Below are 13,953 nucleotides of genomic sequence, written 5' to 3'. Positions count from 1 at the left end.
CGCTGACGGTTGTCATAAGGGAGTTTGGCGGACACCAACCGGGATAATCCGAACAGGAAGGTCCGCCTGTCGTTCCTGGGTTGAGGCGGCGCATTGTGGCGACTGTAGCCCTATGTCCGGCCACTCCAAGCGAGCTTGGGGGCAGTGCGGAAGGACCGCCCGCGGAGACTGTCTGGTCTCGCTGTAGATGCACTCGGTCATGACTTTGGTGACAGTCGGCTGATCGGTGGCTGGCCGCCGAGCGCAGTGTGTCGGCGGCCAGTGTTGTAGAAGTGCAGCCGGGGCGCGAGTGCTGCGGCGCGTTCGGTGTTGCAGACGAAGACCTGGCGGTAGGCCCGCTCGGCCTGCAGGTCCGGTTGAAGCGTTCGGCCTTGCCGTTGCCAACGTCCTCGCGTACCAAGCCCGCCACCACAGCCTGGAAATTCGACTGAGCGATGCCGAACTACGCGAGGAGCGCGAGGCCTGGCGGCGGGCGGGATTCGAACAGCTCGACACCGAGGGATTCCGGGCCTGTCTTTCGCGGAATCAAATCGGGATTATCCGAGCCGAGGGGTGCCATTGACTTTCCTCGGGTAACGAACTGGTCGTGGAGGTCAGGTGCTCGTCGCTGGAGAGGGTGAGTTCTCCTTGGTCGCACCTTGGGTAATCTGGAAGTTCATCTTCCGCACGTATTCGAGGTGACGCTGGCTGACGTACTGATCCGGTGCTCCCGTGAGACCGAGGCCTTACATCACGGGTGAAACTAGTGCCGATGTGCGTACCGTGCTAAACTTACTGGCAGTTGCAGTTGTGGTTCCCGAAACTTCAAGTGCCATGGCGACCGTATGTCGTCGGGCATTTTTGTATCTCCGGTGCTTATCCGGACGGGGTTCATTGTGGCAACGCACGGGTTCACACGGTGTGGGCCCGCGGGCACTGCCCCCAAGGGGATATGACATGGCTACTGGCACCGTCAAGTGGTTCAACGCGGAAAAGGGCTTCGGCTTCATCGAGCAGGACGGCGGCGGCCCGGACGTCTTCGCCCACTACTCGAACATCGCCACCCAGGGCTACCGTGAGCTCCAGGAAGGCCAGAAAGTGAACTTCGACATCACGCAGGGCCAGAAGGGTCCGCAGGCGGAGAACATCACTCCTGCCTGACGTCGAAGCGTATGAGGTATCTGGGGTCCCGTCTTGTGGTGGGGCCCCAGATATTTGTTTTGTATTCCGATGGAATTCTTCTAGTCTCGCATTCGGCTCGTTCTTGCAATTCATCCGGTCGTTCCTGTCGGGAATTCCTCGTGCGCGCCCTGTCGAGGAAGGTTCTCCATGAGCCGTTCAGCTCGCACGAATGACCGTTTCCGCCCACAGGCTCAGGGGCGCCCGGGCGCCAGTCCAGGCGACACCGGGCGCCGTCCCTCCGCACCACAGGGGGAGTTCGCGCTGCCGGTCACCGTCACCCCGGCCCTGCCCGCGGTCGCGACCTTCGGTGAACTGGACATGCCAGTCGAGTTGCTGAAGATGCTCACCAGTCTCGGCCTGAACGAGCCGTTCCCGATCCAGGCTGCCACGTTGCCGAACTCCCTCGCAGGGCGCGACGTTCTGGGCCGCGGGCGCACCGGATCGGGCAAGACGCTCGCCTTCGGCCTGGCGCTCCTCGTGCGCACGAGCGGGCAGCGTGCCGAGGCGCGGAAGCCGCTGGCCCTGATCCTCGTCCCCACGCGCGAGCTGGCCCAGCAGGTCACCGATGTGCTCACCCCGTACGCCCGGTTGCTGAAGCTGCGGCTGGCCACTGTGGTCGGCGGCATGTCGATCGGCAGGCAGGCCGGCGCACTGCGTGCCGGGGCCGAGGTGGTCGTCGCGACTCCTGGCCGCCTCGCGGATCTCATCGAGCGCAAGGACTGCCGCCTGGACCGGGTGAACATCACCGTCCTGGACGAGGCCGACCAGATGGCGGACATGGGTTTCATGCCGCAGGTCACCGAACTGCTGGACCAGGTACGTCCCGACGGCCAGCGCATGCTGTTCTCGGCCACGCTGGACCGCAACATCGATCTCCTGGTCCGTCGTTACCTCCATGACCCGGTCGTCCATTCGGTCGACCCGTCGGCGGGCGCGGTCACCACGATGGAGCATCACGTGCTGCAGGTGCACGGCGCCGACAAGTACGCCACCGCCACCGAAATCGCTGCCCGCGACGGGCGCGTGATCATGTTCCTGGACACCAAGCACGCTGTCGACCAGTTCACCAAGCACCTGCTGAGCAGCGGCGTAAAGGCCGCGGCGCTGCACGGTGGCAAGTCGCAGCCCCAGCGCACCCGTACCCTGGCACAGTTCAAGACCGGCGACGTCACGGCGCTGGTGGCCACCAACGTCGCGGCTCGGGGCATTCACGTCGACGACCTCGATCTCGTCGTCAACGTCGACCCGCCCAACGACCACAAGGACTACCTGCACCGCGGTGGCCGAACTGCCCGCGCCGGCGAGTCCGGCAGTGTCGTCACGCTGGTCCTGCCCGGCCAGCGTCGGGACATGGCCCGTCTCATGTCCGACGCAGGCATCAGGCCGCAGATCACGCAGGTCCGCTCCGGCGAGGCCGAGCTGAGCCGCATCACCGGCGCCCAGGCTCCCTCCGGTGTCCCCGTCGCCGGCAGCGGGCCGGTCGCTGAGCGCCCGAAGCGCGGCGGTGCCCCTTTCCGTGGTCTCGGCACCCGCCCGGGGCGGGCCGGCGGCGGTGGCGAGTCTCGCCGGTCTACTGAGGCCCGCCAGATTGCCGAGGCCCGCAAGGCCGCCCGGGTCCGTCGTGGCGCATAGGCCGGCAACGGTCCCCTCGTACGCTGTGTGCGTGACTCAGGCTGGCTTGCGCCACACGGAGATGTGCTTCGCGGAGTCCTGGGTGAACGGCGCCCCGTCCCAGTCCGCGACGCGTCGTTCCAGCTCGAGCCCCGCGATCCGTGCCATCAGGTCGAGCTCCGCCGGCCATGCGTACCGGTGCAGGGAGTTGTTGCGGCGGTAGCGGCCGTCGTCGCCGTCGCGGGTGAAGTGGTGCGAGACGAGAATCTGCTCGACCAGGTCGAAGGTGTCGAAGCCGAGATGCCGCTCGGAGACGTCGAACGGCACCGAGACCTGCCCGGGCGGCAGGAACCGCAGCGGCGGTACGCCCAGCTCGATGACGAATCGGCCGCCGGGCGTCAGGTGACGTGCGGCGTTTCGGAAGCACTCGACCTGCTCGTCCTGCGTGAGCAGGTTCGTGATGGTGTTGTAGACGAGATAGACCAGGGTGGACTCGCCAGGGACGGCAGTCGTGGCCATGTCCCCGATGGCGACCGGGAGCGTGCCCTCGTCGATCTTGCGCCGCAGGACCGCCGCCATGTGCGTGTACGCCGGGCCGCGGCGTAGCAGTCCGCGCCCCCGGACGCGGCGGTGGACCTCAGCGACGTAGGGCGACTCCGTCGGTGCGTGCGACAGCGAACACCGCGCGCTCGACGGGCGTGCTCCTGCCCCGGCGTAGGGGGTGCCCGTCGCCGTCACGCCGACGGTGGCCGACGTTCTGCCCGAGGCGAGGTCGGGAACGGCCTGTCGCCATCAGGAGCCACCGGCCGGCTCGCGCTGAACGATCTGCGTCCTCTGCTGGACCCTCGGAGTCACTCGGAGTCACTCGGAGTCCCGGCGGCCCAGGCCTGTCCGCACGAGACTGCCGAGTACGGCGGAGCCCGTCGTTCACCGTGCCGTGCGGGAATGGCGTCAGCGGCGCGGGCGCTCCAGAGTGAGCAGCAGGCCCTCGACCGCGCCGGGCCCTATACGGCCCTTGACGTCGGCGGACGTGATCGCCTTGAGGGCCCAGCCGTCCTCGGCGTGCTTGTTCAGAACCTTCTCCAGCTTGTCGCTGTCCAGTGCGTCTCCGATCAGTGACTCGCGGAAGGTGATGACCTTGTATTCGAGTGCGTAGGGGTTGCTCATGGCTGGGGCCTTCCCGTGGATGGACTGCCTGACGGAACCGGGGACAGCCAATCACCGTTCGACGTTGCCCCACACGGCGGGGTGGGGGTCATGTCATCGGGGGAGTGCCCCTATCTCTTTCGTCAAGGGGCAGGGTGGCTGTTCTGTAGTGTTCAGGCGGTTTGGGGGATGGGGTGTGGTTCGAAGAAGGTGCCGTCGCGGAGCATGGCGAACAGGACGTCGACGCGGCGGCGGGCGAGACACATCAGGGCCTGTTTGTGGCGTTTCCCCTCGGCCTTCTTCCGCTCGTAATAGGCCCTGGACGCGGGGTCAGCCAGGGCCGCGAACGCGGAGAGAAAGAAGGCCCGTTTGAGTTGCTTGTTGCCGCGCCGGGACGGGCTCTCGCCGCGGATCGAGGATCCGGATCTGCGGGTGACGGGGGCCAGGCCCGCGTAGGCGGCGAGGTGGCCGGCGGTGGGGAAGGCGGATCCGTCACCGACATCGATGAGGATCCTGGCTCCGGTCCTGACGCCTATCCCCGGCATCGACGTCAGGAGCTCGGAAAGAGGGTGGGCCTCCAGCAGTTCCTCGATGCTGGAGGCCAGTTGTTTCCGCTGGTCCAGCAGCGAGGTGAGGTTGGCGGCGAGCTTGGGCACGATCACCGCGGCCGCATCCGTGCCCGGGACGACCACGGTCTGCTCATCGAGCGCCGTGAAGATGTCCTCGACCAGGCGCTCGGCCATGCGCGGGGCCTTGGGCCGCAGGATGGTGATCAGCTGGCGGCGGCCTGCCTTGCGGATCGCCTTGGGCGAGCCGAAGCGTTCCAGCATCCAGAGCACGGCCGGGTGCTGGATGCGCGGGCCGAGCACCCGCTCCAGCGAGGGGTGGATCTGGGTCAGCAGGCCCCGCAGCCTGTTCGCGATTCGGGTGACCTCGCCCGCCAGGTCGTCGTCGAAGCCCACGATCATCTGCAGTTCGGCGACGGTCTCGTCGTCCAGCTCGATGGAGCGGAGCGTGTGCGGCATAGTGCGGGCAGCGTCCGCGATGATCGCCGCGTCGCGGGCATCGGTCTTGCCCTCGCCCGGGTAGAGGTCGGCGATCCGCCGCATTGTCAGGCCGGGCAGATAGGCGACCTTGCAGCCCGCATCGCGGGCGACCGCCAGCGGCAGAGCGCCAATCGAGGCGGGCTGGTCGACGACCACGAGCACGGTGCCGTACTTCGCGGCGAGCTTGTCCAGCATGGCCCGCAGCTTCGGCTCGCTGTTGGGCAGCGGCTTGTCGACCACGGTCTTCCCGTCGAGCCTCAAGCCGTGAGCGTGGTGCTCGCCCTTGCCGACGTCCAGCCCGAGATAGACGCCGATGTCGCTGATGTCGATCACGTACTTCCTCCAGGGGAAGGTCATGCCGCCCCGGCCTCGACGTGGCACCAGCTGCCGGCAACCACGTTACGCAGAGCCTTGCCAGACGGGCTGGCGCTCGTGCCCCTATCAGCGGTCGACCGGTGCCTCCCGGCCCGGTGACACCACCCCCCGGGTCATGGTCGACAGGGGGCAAAAGTCATGCCGGGCCCGGAGGCCGGGAGCCCCGAGCCCGGGGCCACGAAGAAGGTAACGGGGGCGAGGAGGGCTATGACGCGGTGCGCAGTGAAGGTGGATTACGTGATAGTCGAAATCCTCGGTGGCAGGCGTTGGCGATCATGCCCTCGGTGGTCTCGACGTGTGGCGGCTCAACCGAGCACTGAGCCGGCGCCTTCCCGCGCAGAGCGACGCCCGGGGCAGACTCCCGGCGGTGGTACGCGGAGATGCCTGCATCACTGCGCGCGATCAGCGGTGCAGGGAGTGAGGCGAGTTCCCGGCGGAATCCCGTCCGTTCGGCCACGCTCTGGAGCGCACGCTGGAACTGCTTGGGCTGGCCACCCCCTATCCGAACGTAGCCGAGGAGCACCAAGGTGCTCCCTATCGCGTCACTCACCAACAGCACCGAACAAGGCCCGAGTAGGGCCAGCACGGCGGTGAACGCATCGACCGTCTCCCGCCATACCTGCATGGACGGGGAAGTACGCCTCCGCGGGACCGTCGAGCGCCATCTCGGGAATCGAGACGGCTGCACTCCTCACCGCAGCACCGGAGACGGCCCGCGGCCAGCTGTCGAAACCATCGCGAGCGTGGGAGCTAAGCCGCCTTGGATTGCGCCGCACGTGTGCCCGAGGCGGGCCCCTGTACCTCCTCGAGCAGGAAGGTTTCGTCTTCCCCGAAGTCCGGGGCTTGGAAGGGGTTAGTCGTCGGAGGCGGCGATGCTGCAGTGGAACAGCGGGGTTGCCCTTCCGGGGCAGAGAACAGCGACGTCAGATCGATGAGAGGTCTCCCTTTCGTTACAGGTCCCTGAGGGGGCCTGGTGGTGCCGTGACAGGGCACAGCGGTCCTACAGCTTGGTCATCTTGGCGTACGGGCTCAAGATCCGCATTTGCGCCGAGCCGAAATCCACGAGCGCCGCGATTCCATCCTCGATGCCGATCACCCGGCCGAGGCCGTACACGTCGTGTGTGACCTGGTCGCCCACGGCGAAGTGCTTGGGGGCGGGCGTGACCGGGGCCTTGAAGGGGCTGGTAGGCAAATGACGCTTCGGTGCAGCAGGCTTTGTCATTGCCCCCAGTATGCGCCTACGAACTGCGCTGGTGGTTGACTCTCAGGGGCAGGAGTAGTTGAACGTTGGACTCCACTCCAGCATGCGCTGAGCCTGCCGACCGGTCGGCAGACGGACGGGGTCGGGCGGTTCGGCCTGATAGGCGACCGAACCGCCCGTACCCTTGGTGGTGTCTACGGCGTCACATAGCGGGCGCCAAACACTGGAGGCAATACCTCGTGCTGATTGCTCAGCGTCCGTCACTGACCGAAGAGGTCGTCGACGAGTTCCGCTCCCGGTTCGTCATCGAGCCGCTGGAGCCGGGCTTCGGCTACACCCTCGGCAACTCCCTCCGCCGTACCCTCCTGTCGTCGATCCCCGGCGCTGCTGTCACCAGCATCCGCATGGACAGTGTCCTGCACGAGTTCACCACCGTGCCGGGCGTCAAGGAGGACGTCACCGACCTGATCCTCAACATCAAGCAGCTGGTCGTCTCCTCGGAGCACGACGAGCCGGTCGTGATGTACCTGCGCAAGCAAGGCCCGGGTCTGGTCACCGCCGCCGACATCGCGCCCCCGGCCGGTGTCGAGGTGCACAACCCGGACCTCGTCCTCGCCACGCTCAACGGCAAGGGCAAGCTGGAGATGGAGCTGACCGTCGAACGCGGTCGCGGCTACGTCTCCGCCGTCCAGAACAAGCAGGTGGGCCAGGAGATCGGCCGTATCCCGGTCGACTCCATCTACTCGCCGGTGCTCAAGGTCACGTACAAGGTCGAGGCCACGCGTGTCGAGCAGCGCACCGACTTCGACAAGCTGATCGTCGACGTCGAGACCAAGCAGGCCATGCGTCCGCGTGACGCCATGGCGTCGGCCGGTAAGACCTTGGTCGAGCTGTTCGGTCTCGCCCGTGAGCTGAACATCGACGCCGAGGGCATCGACATGGGCCCGTCCCCGACGGACGCCGCCCTGGCCGCAGACCTCGCGCTGCCGATCGAGGAGCTCGAGCTCACCGTCCGCTCCTACAACTGCCTCAAGCGTGAGGGCGTCCACGCGGTGGGTGAGCTCCTGGCGCGCTCCGAGGCGGACCTCCTCGACATCCGCAACTTCGGTGCGAAGTCGATCGACGAGGTCAAGGCGAAGCTGGCCGGCCTGGGCCTGGCACTCAAGGACAGCCCGCCCGGATTCGACCCGACCGCCGCTGCCTTCGACGCGGACGATAACGGGAGCACGGGTTTCATGGAGACCGAGCAGTACTGAACGCCGCGCCAGGTCGTGGGGGAGCCAGGAAGGCAGAGGAGCCAGCGATGAGCACCGGCCGACCGCACCCGGCTCCCCGAGGGCCCACCGGCGGAGATACAGACGTTGGCGGGAACGTCGCGCTCGCCCGCACCTCCATGCGCAACCACCTGCGGGCCGTCTTCAGCGACATCGAGCGCATCCGGGCCCACTCGCCCGAACTGTTCGCCAACGACCCCTCGACGGTGCCGGTGCGCCGCAACGTGGCGGTCTGGGAGTAATCCCACGAAGAGTCAGGCTCGCGTCGGCACATCCCAGCGGACGCGCAGCGCCGGGGGCTTGCGGAAGACCAGGCCTCTGGGCGCGGTGGGCGAGGCAGGGTCCAGCCGGAGGCCGGGGAGGCGGTCGAGGAGCGTGAGGAGGCAGGCGCGGGTTTCGAGGCGGGCGAGGTGGGCGCCCAGGCAGAAGTGCCGACCGTGGGCGAAGGCCAGATGGAGGCGGGAGCCCGCCCGTCGCACGTCGAAACAGTCGGGGTCCTGGAAGACCTCGGGGTCACGGTTCGCGCCGGCGAGCGAGACGACGACCAGATCGCCGCGGCGCACATCGGTGCCGCCGATCGTCACGTCGGCGGTGGCGTAGCGGTCCACGACCGCCGCGGCGGGTTCCAGACGGAGCGATTCTTCGATCGCCGCGTCGACCAGGCCTGGATCGGCTTGCAGGAGAGCGAGTTGGTCGGGATTGGCCAGCAGGTGCAGTACGGCGTTGGCGATCATGCCCTCGGTGGTCTCGATGCCACCGAACATCAGCACGGCGGCGTTGGCGACCACCTCCGGCAGCTTCAGGCGCTCGCTCTCGGCCGCCGCGACCAGCAGTGACGCCTCGCGTCGTGCGATGACCGTCGCCTCGACGCTTCCTCTCAGTCGGTCGAACGCAGCCGCTCCGGCGGGGTTCGCCGGCCGGCCGGCGGTGATGTCGTTGACCGTGCCCACGATGGCGTCGTACCAGGACAGCACCGCCTGGGCGTCGGCGTCGACGAGGCCCAGCGACTCGGCGACTACGGCGACGGCCAGGGGCCCGGCCACCTCCCGGCGTAGTTCGGCGCTGCCGCGCGGCCGGATGGTTTCCACGAGCCGTGCGGCTTCCTCTTCCACGAACTCGGCGAACCGGTCGTGCACGTCCCGTGTGCGGAAGGGGTCGGTGAAGGGGTCGCGGTGCCGCTTGTGCTCGGCGCCTTCTGTGGAGAGCATGCTCGGGCCGACCACCTGGGCGGTGGAGAAGCGGGGGTCGTCCACCGTGAAGGTGGCCGCGTCGCGCATCACACGCAGCGCGAGATCGCGCCGGGTCACCAGCCAGCCGCCCAGCGCGGGAAGCCAGGAAACCGGTTCGCGGGCGCGCAGCAGGGCCAGTCGAGGGTGGGGGTCCTCCTCCAGCTCCGCGAGCGTGGTCGCGGAGCCGAGCGGAAACCGGCGCGCCGTCACCATAGGAGCTGCTCCTGTTCCTGTTCCCGGAATTCCGGCCCCGTCCCGGAGCCACCCCATCAGAGCGTATGCGCCGCCCCTTCACAGAACGCACACTTAGTCCCGATCAGCCCTTTAAGTTTCAAGCGTTACGCTCGCCGGCAGTCGAGTAGCCGAGGGATCCTCACCCGTCGCGGCACTCGCTACCCCCCACCAGGCACAGGAGACTCGGCGTGTATGACGGCGACGTAGTGGTGATCGGCGGCGGCTATGCGGGCGTCCGCCTGGCGAAACGGCTGGACGGGACGGCGCGGGTCACGCTGGTGGACCGCAAGGAGGTCTTCTTCCATCGCATCGCCTCCCTGCGCGCCGGCGTACGCCCGGAGTGGACGGAGAGTCCCTTCATTCCGTACGACCGGCTGCTGCGCAACGGTCGTGTGGCCGTGGGCAAGGTGGTCCGTATCGACACCGCGGAGCGGCAGGTGGTCCTGGCCACGGGCGAGCGGCTCCCGTACGACGTGGTGGTGATCGCCACCGGCGCCGACTACCCCGAACCGGCCCGCTTCACGGGCGCCACCACCGAGGAGGCGGCCAAGTCGTTCGCCGAGCATCAGCGGAACATCGCCGCCGCCGATCACATTCTCGTCGTCGGCGGCGGGCCTTCCGGCGTCGAGCTCAGCGCCGAGATCCGCCTGGCCCGGCCGGACGCCCGGGTCACGCTCGCCCACTCCGGGCCGGCGCTGCTGCACACCACCGGCAGCGCACGGGCCGGACGCATGGCCCACGCCTGGCTGGAGTCCCAGGGTGTGGAGGTGCGGCTCGATTCCTTCATGTCTCCTGGCAACGACTTCGGCACCTATCGCGACGCGCAGGGAAACGTCATCGACGCCGACCACTCCTTCTGGGCGACCGGCACCACCCCCAATACGCTCTGGCTGCGCCTGGCCGGGCACGGGAACTGGCTGAACGGTACCGGGCATGTGAAGGTCGACCGGATGCTCCGGGTCGACGGCCGGCTGGACGTGTTCGCGGTCGGCGACGTGAACGACGCCACCGAGCTCAAGATCACCCCTATCGCGCTCGCCCAGGCGGAGCTCGCCGCCTACAACATCCGCGCCTACCTGAACAGTTCTGGCAGGCACCGCAAACAACCCCGCTTCTACCGGCCGATCCACCGCACTCCGCTCATCGTGCCGTTCGGCCCGGCCGACGGAGTGACCATGCTGCCCGTGCCGGGTGGCGACACCGCGGTCCTCGGCAGCCGCACCTCCACCCTGGCCAAGGCGAAGACCCTCATGACCCCCTATATGAGGCGACAGCTCGGGTACACGGCGGCCTGATGCACAGCCGCGCCATCCCGTCGTCCGGCCGCGAGTGAGGCGATGACTCGGCGGTCCCGGATACCGGCCGCTGCGGACGGCGTGGGAGAGGGCCCGCCCGCCTCCACGGGATTCACGCGCGCACGACAGGATGGCTTGATGGACCCCAGGCCTCTCAGCGCCCGGCCGCCCTCGCCGAACGCGTCTCAGAGCAATTGGTCGATGGTGATCGGCAAAGAGCGGATACGGCGCCCCGTCGCGTGGTGCACGGCGTTGGCGATGGCCGCCGCCACACCGACCAGGCCGATCTCCCCGATCCCCTTGGTGCCGACCGGCGTGGCCGGGTCCGGACCGCCGACGAAGAGCACCTCCATGTCGGGAACGTCGGCGTTGACGGGCAGCAGATAGTCGCCGAAGGTGGCGTTGGCGATGCGCCCGGTCCCGCGATCGGTGGCGGTGTCCTCGAACATCGCCTGGCCGATTCCCCCCACCGTGCCGCCGATGATCTGGCTGGTGGCAGTCTTTTCGTTGAGGATGCGCCCGCCATCGATCGCCGAGACGACCCGTGCCACCCGCAGCAGGCCCAGGTCGGGATCCACGCGTACCTCGACGAACTTGGCTCCGAAGGCGCCCGCAGTGGCCATCCCCGTTCCATCGCGCTGAGGCGGCGTGCTCCGGCCGTCGGCACTGAGCTCCTCCAGGCCGTGACGGGCCAGGATGTCGGTGTACGACTCGCCCTGCTCGGGAGCGCCGGTGAGGTGGATGCGGCCTTCGGAGACCGTGACATCGCCGAGTGCGGCTCCGCGCAGCGGCGAGTCCGGGTCGTCGCGGACCACGTTGAGGAATTCCTGTACGAGGTTTTGGCAGGCGGCATGGATTGCGTTGCCCAGGGCCCCGGTGAGGCCGGATCCGCCTGCCTGCGGGGAATAGGGCATGTCGGAGTCGCCGAGGTCGAAACGTACCCGGGTGGTGTCCAGGCCGAGGAGTTCGGCCGACAGCTGCGTCATGACCGTGTAGGTGCCCGTGCCGATGTCGGTGGCCGCGCTGCGTACGTGGGCCGATCCGTCACGGTGCACGGACGCACGCGCCTGGCACGGGACTTGGTAGTGGGGGTAGGAGACCCCGGCCATGCCGTAGCCGACCAGCCAGCGGCCGTCGCGCATCGAGCCCGGTTGCGGGCTGCGGCGCGACCAGCCGAACCGCTCGGCTCCCTGCAGATAGCACTCCCGCAGGGCCTTGCTGGACCAGGGGAGGCCGAGCAGCGGGTGCTCTTCCGCATAGTTCCGCAGGCGCAGTTCGAGGGGATCGATGCCGAGTTCGTGGGCGAGCTCGTCGAGGGCCGACTCCAGGGTGAAGTTCCCCTGCGCCTCGGCCGGGGCGCGCATGGAGCCCGGGCTGGGGATGTTCACCCGTACCTGCCGGTCCCGGGTCACGACGTTGGGGCAGGCGTACGAGAAGGCCGAGCAGGCGGACACGGGTTCGTAGTCGTCGTCCTCCATCGCCACCGTCGACACGCCGTCGTGCTCGATGGCGGTCAGGTTCCCGGCGCGGGTGGCCCCGATTCTGATGTGCTGGACGCTGTTGGGCCGATGCCCCACGGCGGTGAACATCTCGGGCCGGGTGAGTACCAGTTTGACCGGTCTGCCCACCTCGCGTGCAGCGAGCACGGTCAGGATCACATGAGGCCACACCCGCAGCCCGGCGCCGAAGCCACCGCCGACGTAGGGAGCGAGGACCCGGATCCCACTCTCAGGGATCTTGAAGACCGCTGCCAGTGAGGAGCGAACGTTGTGGGGCCACTGGGTGGAGTCGTGGACCGTGAGCGAGTCGCCGTTCCAGGAGGCGATCGTGGCCATCAGACCGAGCGGGTTGTTGGTGTTGTCCGGGGTGGTGTAGGTGCCCCCGACAACGACGTCCGCCGCGGCGAACCCGGCGCCCACGTCGCCGCGTTCGGAGTCCAGTCCCCATGGGTTGGTCAGGACCTCCGCCCGGGGGTCGTCGATGTCGAGCAGGGCCTCAGTCGGGTCGTACTCGACTCGCACCAGCGTTGCGGCGTGCCGTGTCTGCTCCGCGGTGGTGGCCACCACGACGGCGACCTGCTGTCCGTAGTGGAGGATGCGGTCGTCCTGGAGCGGGGCCGGCGGGGAGGAGCCCAGCAGCGACATCGGCGCGCGTTCCAGCCTCGGCGAGTTCAGGTGGGTGATAACGGCCAGCACGCCTGGTGCGGCGCCGGCCGAGGAGGTGTCGATGCTGCGGATCCGTCCGGCGGCGATGGTGCTGCGCACCAGGGCGGCGTGCACCAGGTCGGGGTAGCCGAAGTCATTGGGGTAGGGCGCCTTGCCGGTGACCTTCAGCGGCGCTTCCACTCGTTCCAGGCCCGGGCCGACGACCCTGGGGGCTTCGAGAGTGGTCATGACGGCGCTCCTGCCACGCTTTCGAGGGTGCGCACCAGGGTGCGCTGGGCCAGCTCCACCTTGAAGGCGGTGCCGGGCAGCGGACGGGCCCCCGCCAGGGCGGCCCGGGCCGCGGTGCGGAAGGTGTCGTTGCTCGCGGGCGCCTCACGCAGGACGTCCTCGGCATCCCATGCCCGCCAGGGAACGGTGCCGATTCCGCCCAGCGCCACACGCGCTTCCCGGATGAAGCCGTCCTCCTGCACCAGGGCCACCCCGGCCGACGTCAGCGCGAACTCGTACGACACCCGGTCGCGGACCTTGATGTAGAGCGAACGTGCCTCACGCGGGAGCAGAGGGATCTCGACCGCGGTGATCAGCTCGCCATGCCTCAGTACGTTCTCGATGTGCGGGGTGTCACCGGGTGGGAGGTAGAACTCGGTCAGCGGGATGCTGCGTGCACCGCTCGCGCCCTGAACGCGGACGACGGCGTCGAGAGCGGTCAGGGGAACGGCGAGGTCGGAGGCGTGCAGGGCGATGCAGTGGTCACTGGTGCCCAGAATGGCGTGCATCCGGTGGACACCTGTGATGGCTGCGCACCCCGAACCGGGAGTGCGCTTGTTGCACGCCTCGACAGTCGGGTCTCTGAAGTAGCGGCACCGGGCCCGTTGCAGCAGATTGCCCCCGATCGTGGCCATGTTGCGAAGCTGGGTCGAGGCGCCGAGCAGGAGGGCCTCCCGTACGAAGGGCAGCCGCTCTCTCACGACGGGATCGGCGGCGAGCTCCTCCATCGTCGTCAGTGCCCCGACTAGGACAGCCGAGTCGGTGTGCGTGATACCGCCCAGTGGCAGCCTGCTGATGTCGACGATCCTGTCAGGACCCAGCACGCCGTCCTTCATGAGATCCAACTGAGTGGTGCCACCGGCGAGATACGAGGAACCGGGATCGGCGCTCACGGCGGCCACGGCTTCGTCGGCATCGATGGCGCGCATGTAGGTGAACGGGCGCATTG

General features: G+C 68.3%; 12 protein-coding genes and 1 pseudogene. 5 read left to right on the top strand and 8 right to left on the bottom strand.

Going from position 1 to position 13,953, the window contains the following annotated elements; genetic code table 11:
- Nucleotides 1-197 precede the first annotated feature (197 nt).
- Nucleotides 198-379, bottom strand: a pseudogene (locus ABT009_RS33590) (integrase core domain-containing protein); the annotation flags it as partial.
- A 557-nt stretch (nt 380-936) separates the two neighbouring features.
- Between ABT009_RS33590 and ABT009_RS33585 the strand changes: the two are divergent.
- On the top strand, nt 937-1,140 hold the full coding sequence (locus ABT009_RS33585; RefSeq protein ID WP_311699250.1) for a cold-shock protein: 204 nt from the start codon (nt 937-939) through the stop codon (nt 1,138-1,140).
- Nucleotides 1,141-1,308: 168 nt separating this feature from the next.
- A complete protein-coding gene (locus tag ABT009_RS33580; RefSeq protein WP_351303680.1) occupies nt 1,309-2,793 on the top strand; it encodes a DEAD/DEAH box helicase in 1,485 nt (494 codons plus the stop codon).
- A gap of 36 nt (nt 2,794-2,829) precedes the next feature.
- Here the strand turns inward: ABT009_RS33580 and ABT009_RS33575 are convergent, their stop codons facing one another.
- From ABT009_RS33575 to ABT009_RS33560, 4 genes are all read right to left on the bottom strand, one after another.
- Nucleotides 2,830-3,510 (bottom strand): class I SAM-dependent methyltransferase, encoded by a 681-nt coding sequence (locus tag ABT009_RS33575; protein WP_351303677.1) that lies wholly within the window; start codon nt 3,508-3,510, stop codon nt 2,830-2,832.
- A 213-nt stretch (nt 3,511-3,723) separates the two neighbouring features.
- The gene (locus tag ABT009_RS33570) at nt 3,724-3,939 is read right to left on the bottom strand and encodes a DUF4177 domain-containing protein (RefSeq protein WP_351303674.1); all 216 of its coding nucleotides are present in this window, start codon (nt 3,937-3,939) and stop codon (nt 3,724-3,726) included.
- A gap of 152 nt (nt 3,940-4,091) precedes the next feature.
- A complete protein-coding gene (locus tag ABT009_RS33565) occupies nt 4,092-5,321 on the bottom strand; it encodes an IS110 family RNA-guided transposase (RefSeq protein ID WP_351303671.1) in 1,230 nt (409 codons plus the stop codon).
- Between the two features lie 1,018 nt (nt 5,322-6,339).
- On the bottom strand, nt 6,340-6,561 hold the full coding sequence (locus tag ABT009_RS33560) for a hypothetical protein (RefSeq protein ID WP_067316111.1): 222 nt from the start codon (nt 6,559-6,561) through the stop codon (nt 6,340-6,342).
- Between the two features lie 218 nt (nt 6,562-6,779).
- Here ABT009_RS33560 and ABT009_RS33555 point away from each other — a divergent pair, with 218 nt between their 5' ends.
- Together ABT009_RS33555 and ABT009_RS33550 are read left to right on the top strand one after the other, a co-directional pair.
- A complete protein-coding gene (locus ABT009_RS33555; RefSeq protein WP_351303668.1) occupies nt 6,780-7,796 on the top strand; it encodes a DNA-directed RNA polymerase subunit alpha in 1,017 nt (338 codons plus the stop codon).
- A 47-nt stretch (nt 7,797-7,843) separates the two neighbouring features.
- Entirely contained in the window at nt 7,844-8,056 is a 213-nt protein-coding gene (locus ABT009_RS33550; protein WP_351303665.1) for a hypothetical protein, read from the top strand.
- 12 nt (nt 8,057-8,068) lie between these two features.
- Here the strand turns inward: ABT009_RS33550 and ABT009_RS33545 are convergent, their stop codons facing one another.
- The gene (locus tag ABT009_RS33545; RefSeq protein ID WP_351303662.1) at nt 8,069-9,256 is read right to left on the bottom strand and encodes a cytochrome P450; all 1,188 of its coding nucleotides are present in this window, start codon (nt 9,254-9,256) and stop codon (nt 8,069-8,071) included.
- Between the two features lie 209 nt (nt 9,257-9,465).
- Here ABT009_RS33545 and ABT009_RS33540 point away from each other — a divergent pair, with 209 nt between their 5' ends.
- Nucleotides 9,466-10,572, top strand: a complete 1,107-nt coding sequence (locus ABT009_RS33540; protein WP_351303659.1) for an NAD(P)/FAD-dependent oxidoreductase — start codon at nt 9,466-9,468, stop codon at nt 10,570-10,572.
- 185 nt (nt 10,573-10,757) lie between these two features.
- Here the strand turns inward: ABT009_RS33540 and ABT009_RS33535 are convergent, their stop codons facing one another.
- Both ABT009_RS33535 and ABT009_RS33530 read right to left on the bottom strand, forming a co-directional pair.
- On the bottom strand, nt 10,758-12,965 hold the full coding sequence (locus ABT009_RS33535; RefSeq protein ID WP_351303656.1) for a xanthine dehydrogenase family protein molybdopterin-binding subunit: 2,208 nt from the start codon (nt 12,963-12,965) through the stop codon (nt 10,758-10,760).
- The gene (locus ABT009_RS33530) at nt 12,962-13,951 is read right to left on the bottom strand and encodes an FAD binding domain-containing protein (RefSeq protein ID WP_351303917.1); all 990 of its coding nucleotides are present in this window, start codon (nt 13,949-13,951) and stop codon (nt 12,962-12,964) included. The genes ABT009_RS33535 and ABT009_RS33530 overlap by 4 nt, the downstream gene beginning before the upstream one ends.
- Between the last annotated feature and the right edge of the window lie 2 nt (nt 13,952-13,953).

It is taken from the genome of Streptomyces sp. NPDC002896, assembly GCF_040295225.1.
GTDB lineage: Bacteria > Actinomycetota > Actinomycetes > Streptomycetales > Streptomycetaceae > Streptomyces.
The sequence above is the reverse complement of the archived record's forward strand: the minus strand, read 5'-3'. Positions and strand labels throughout refer to the sequence as shown.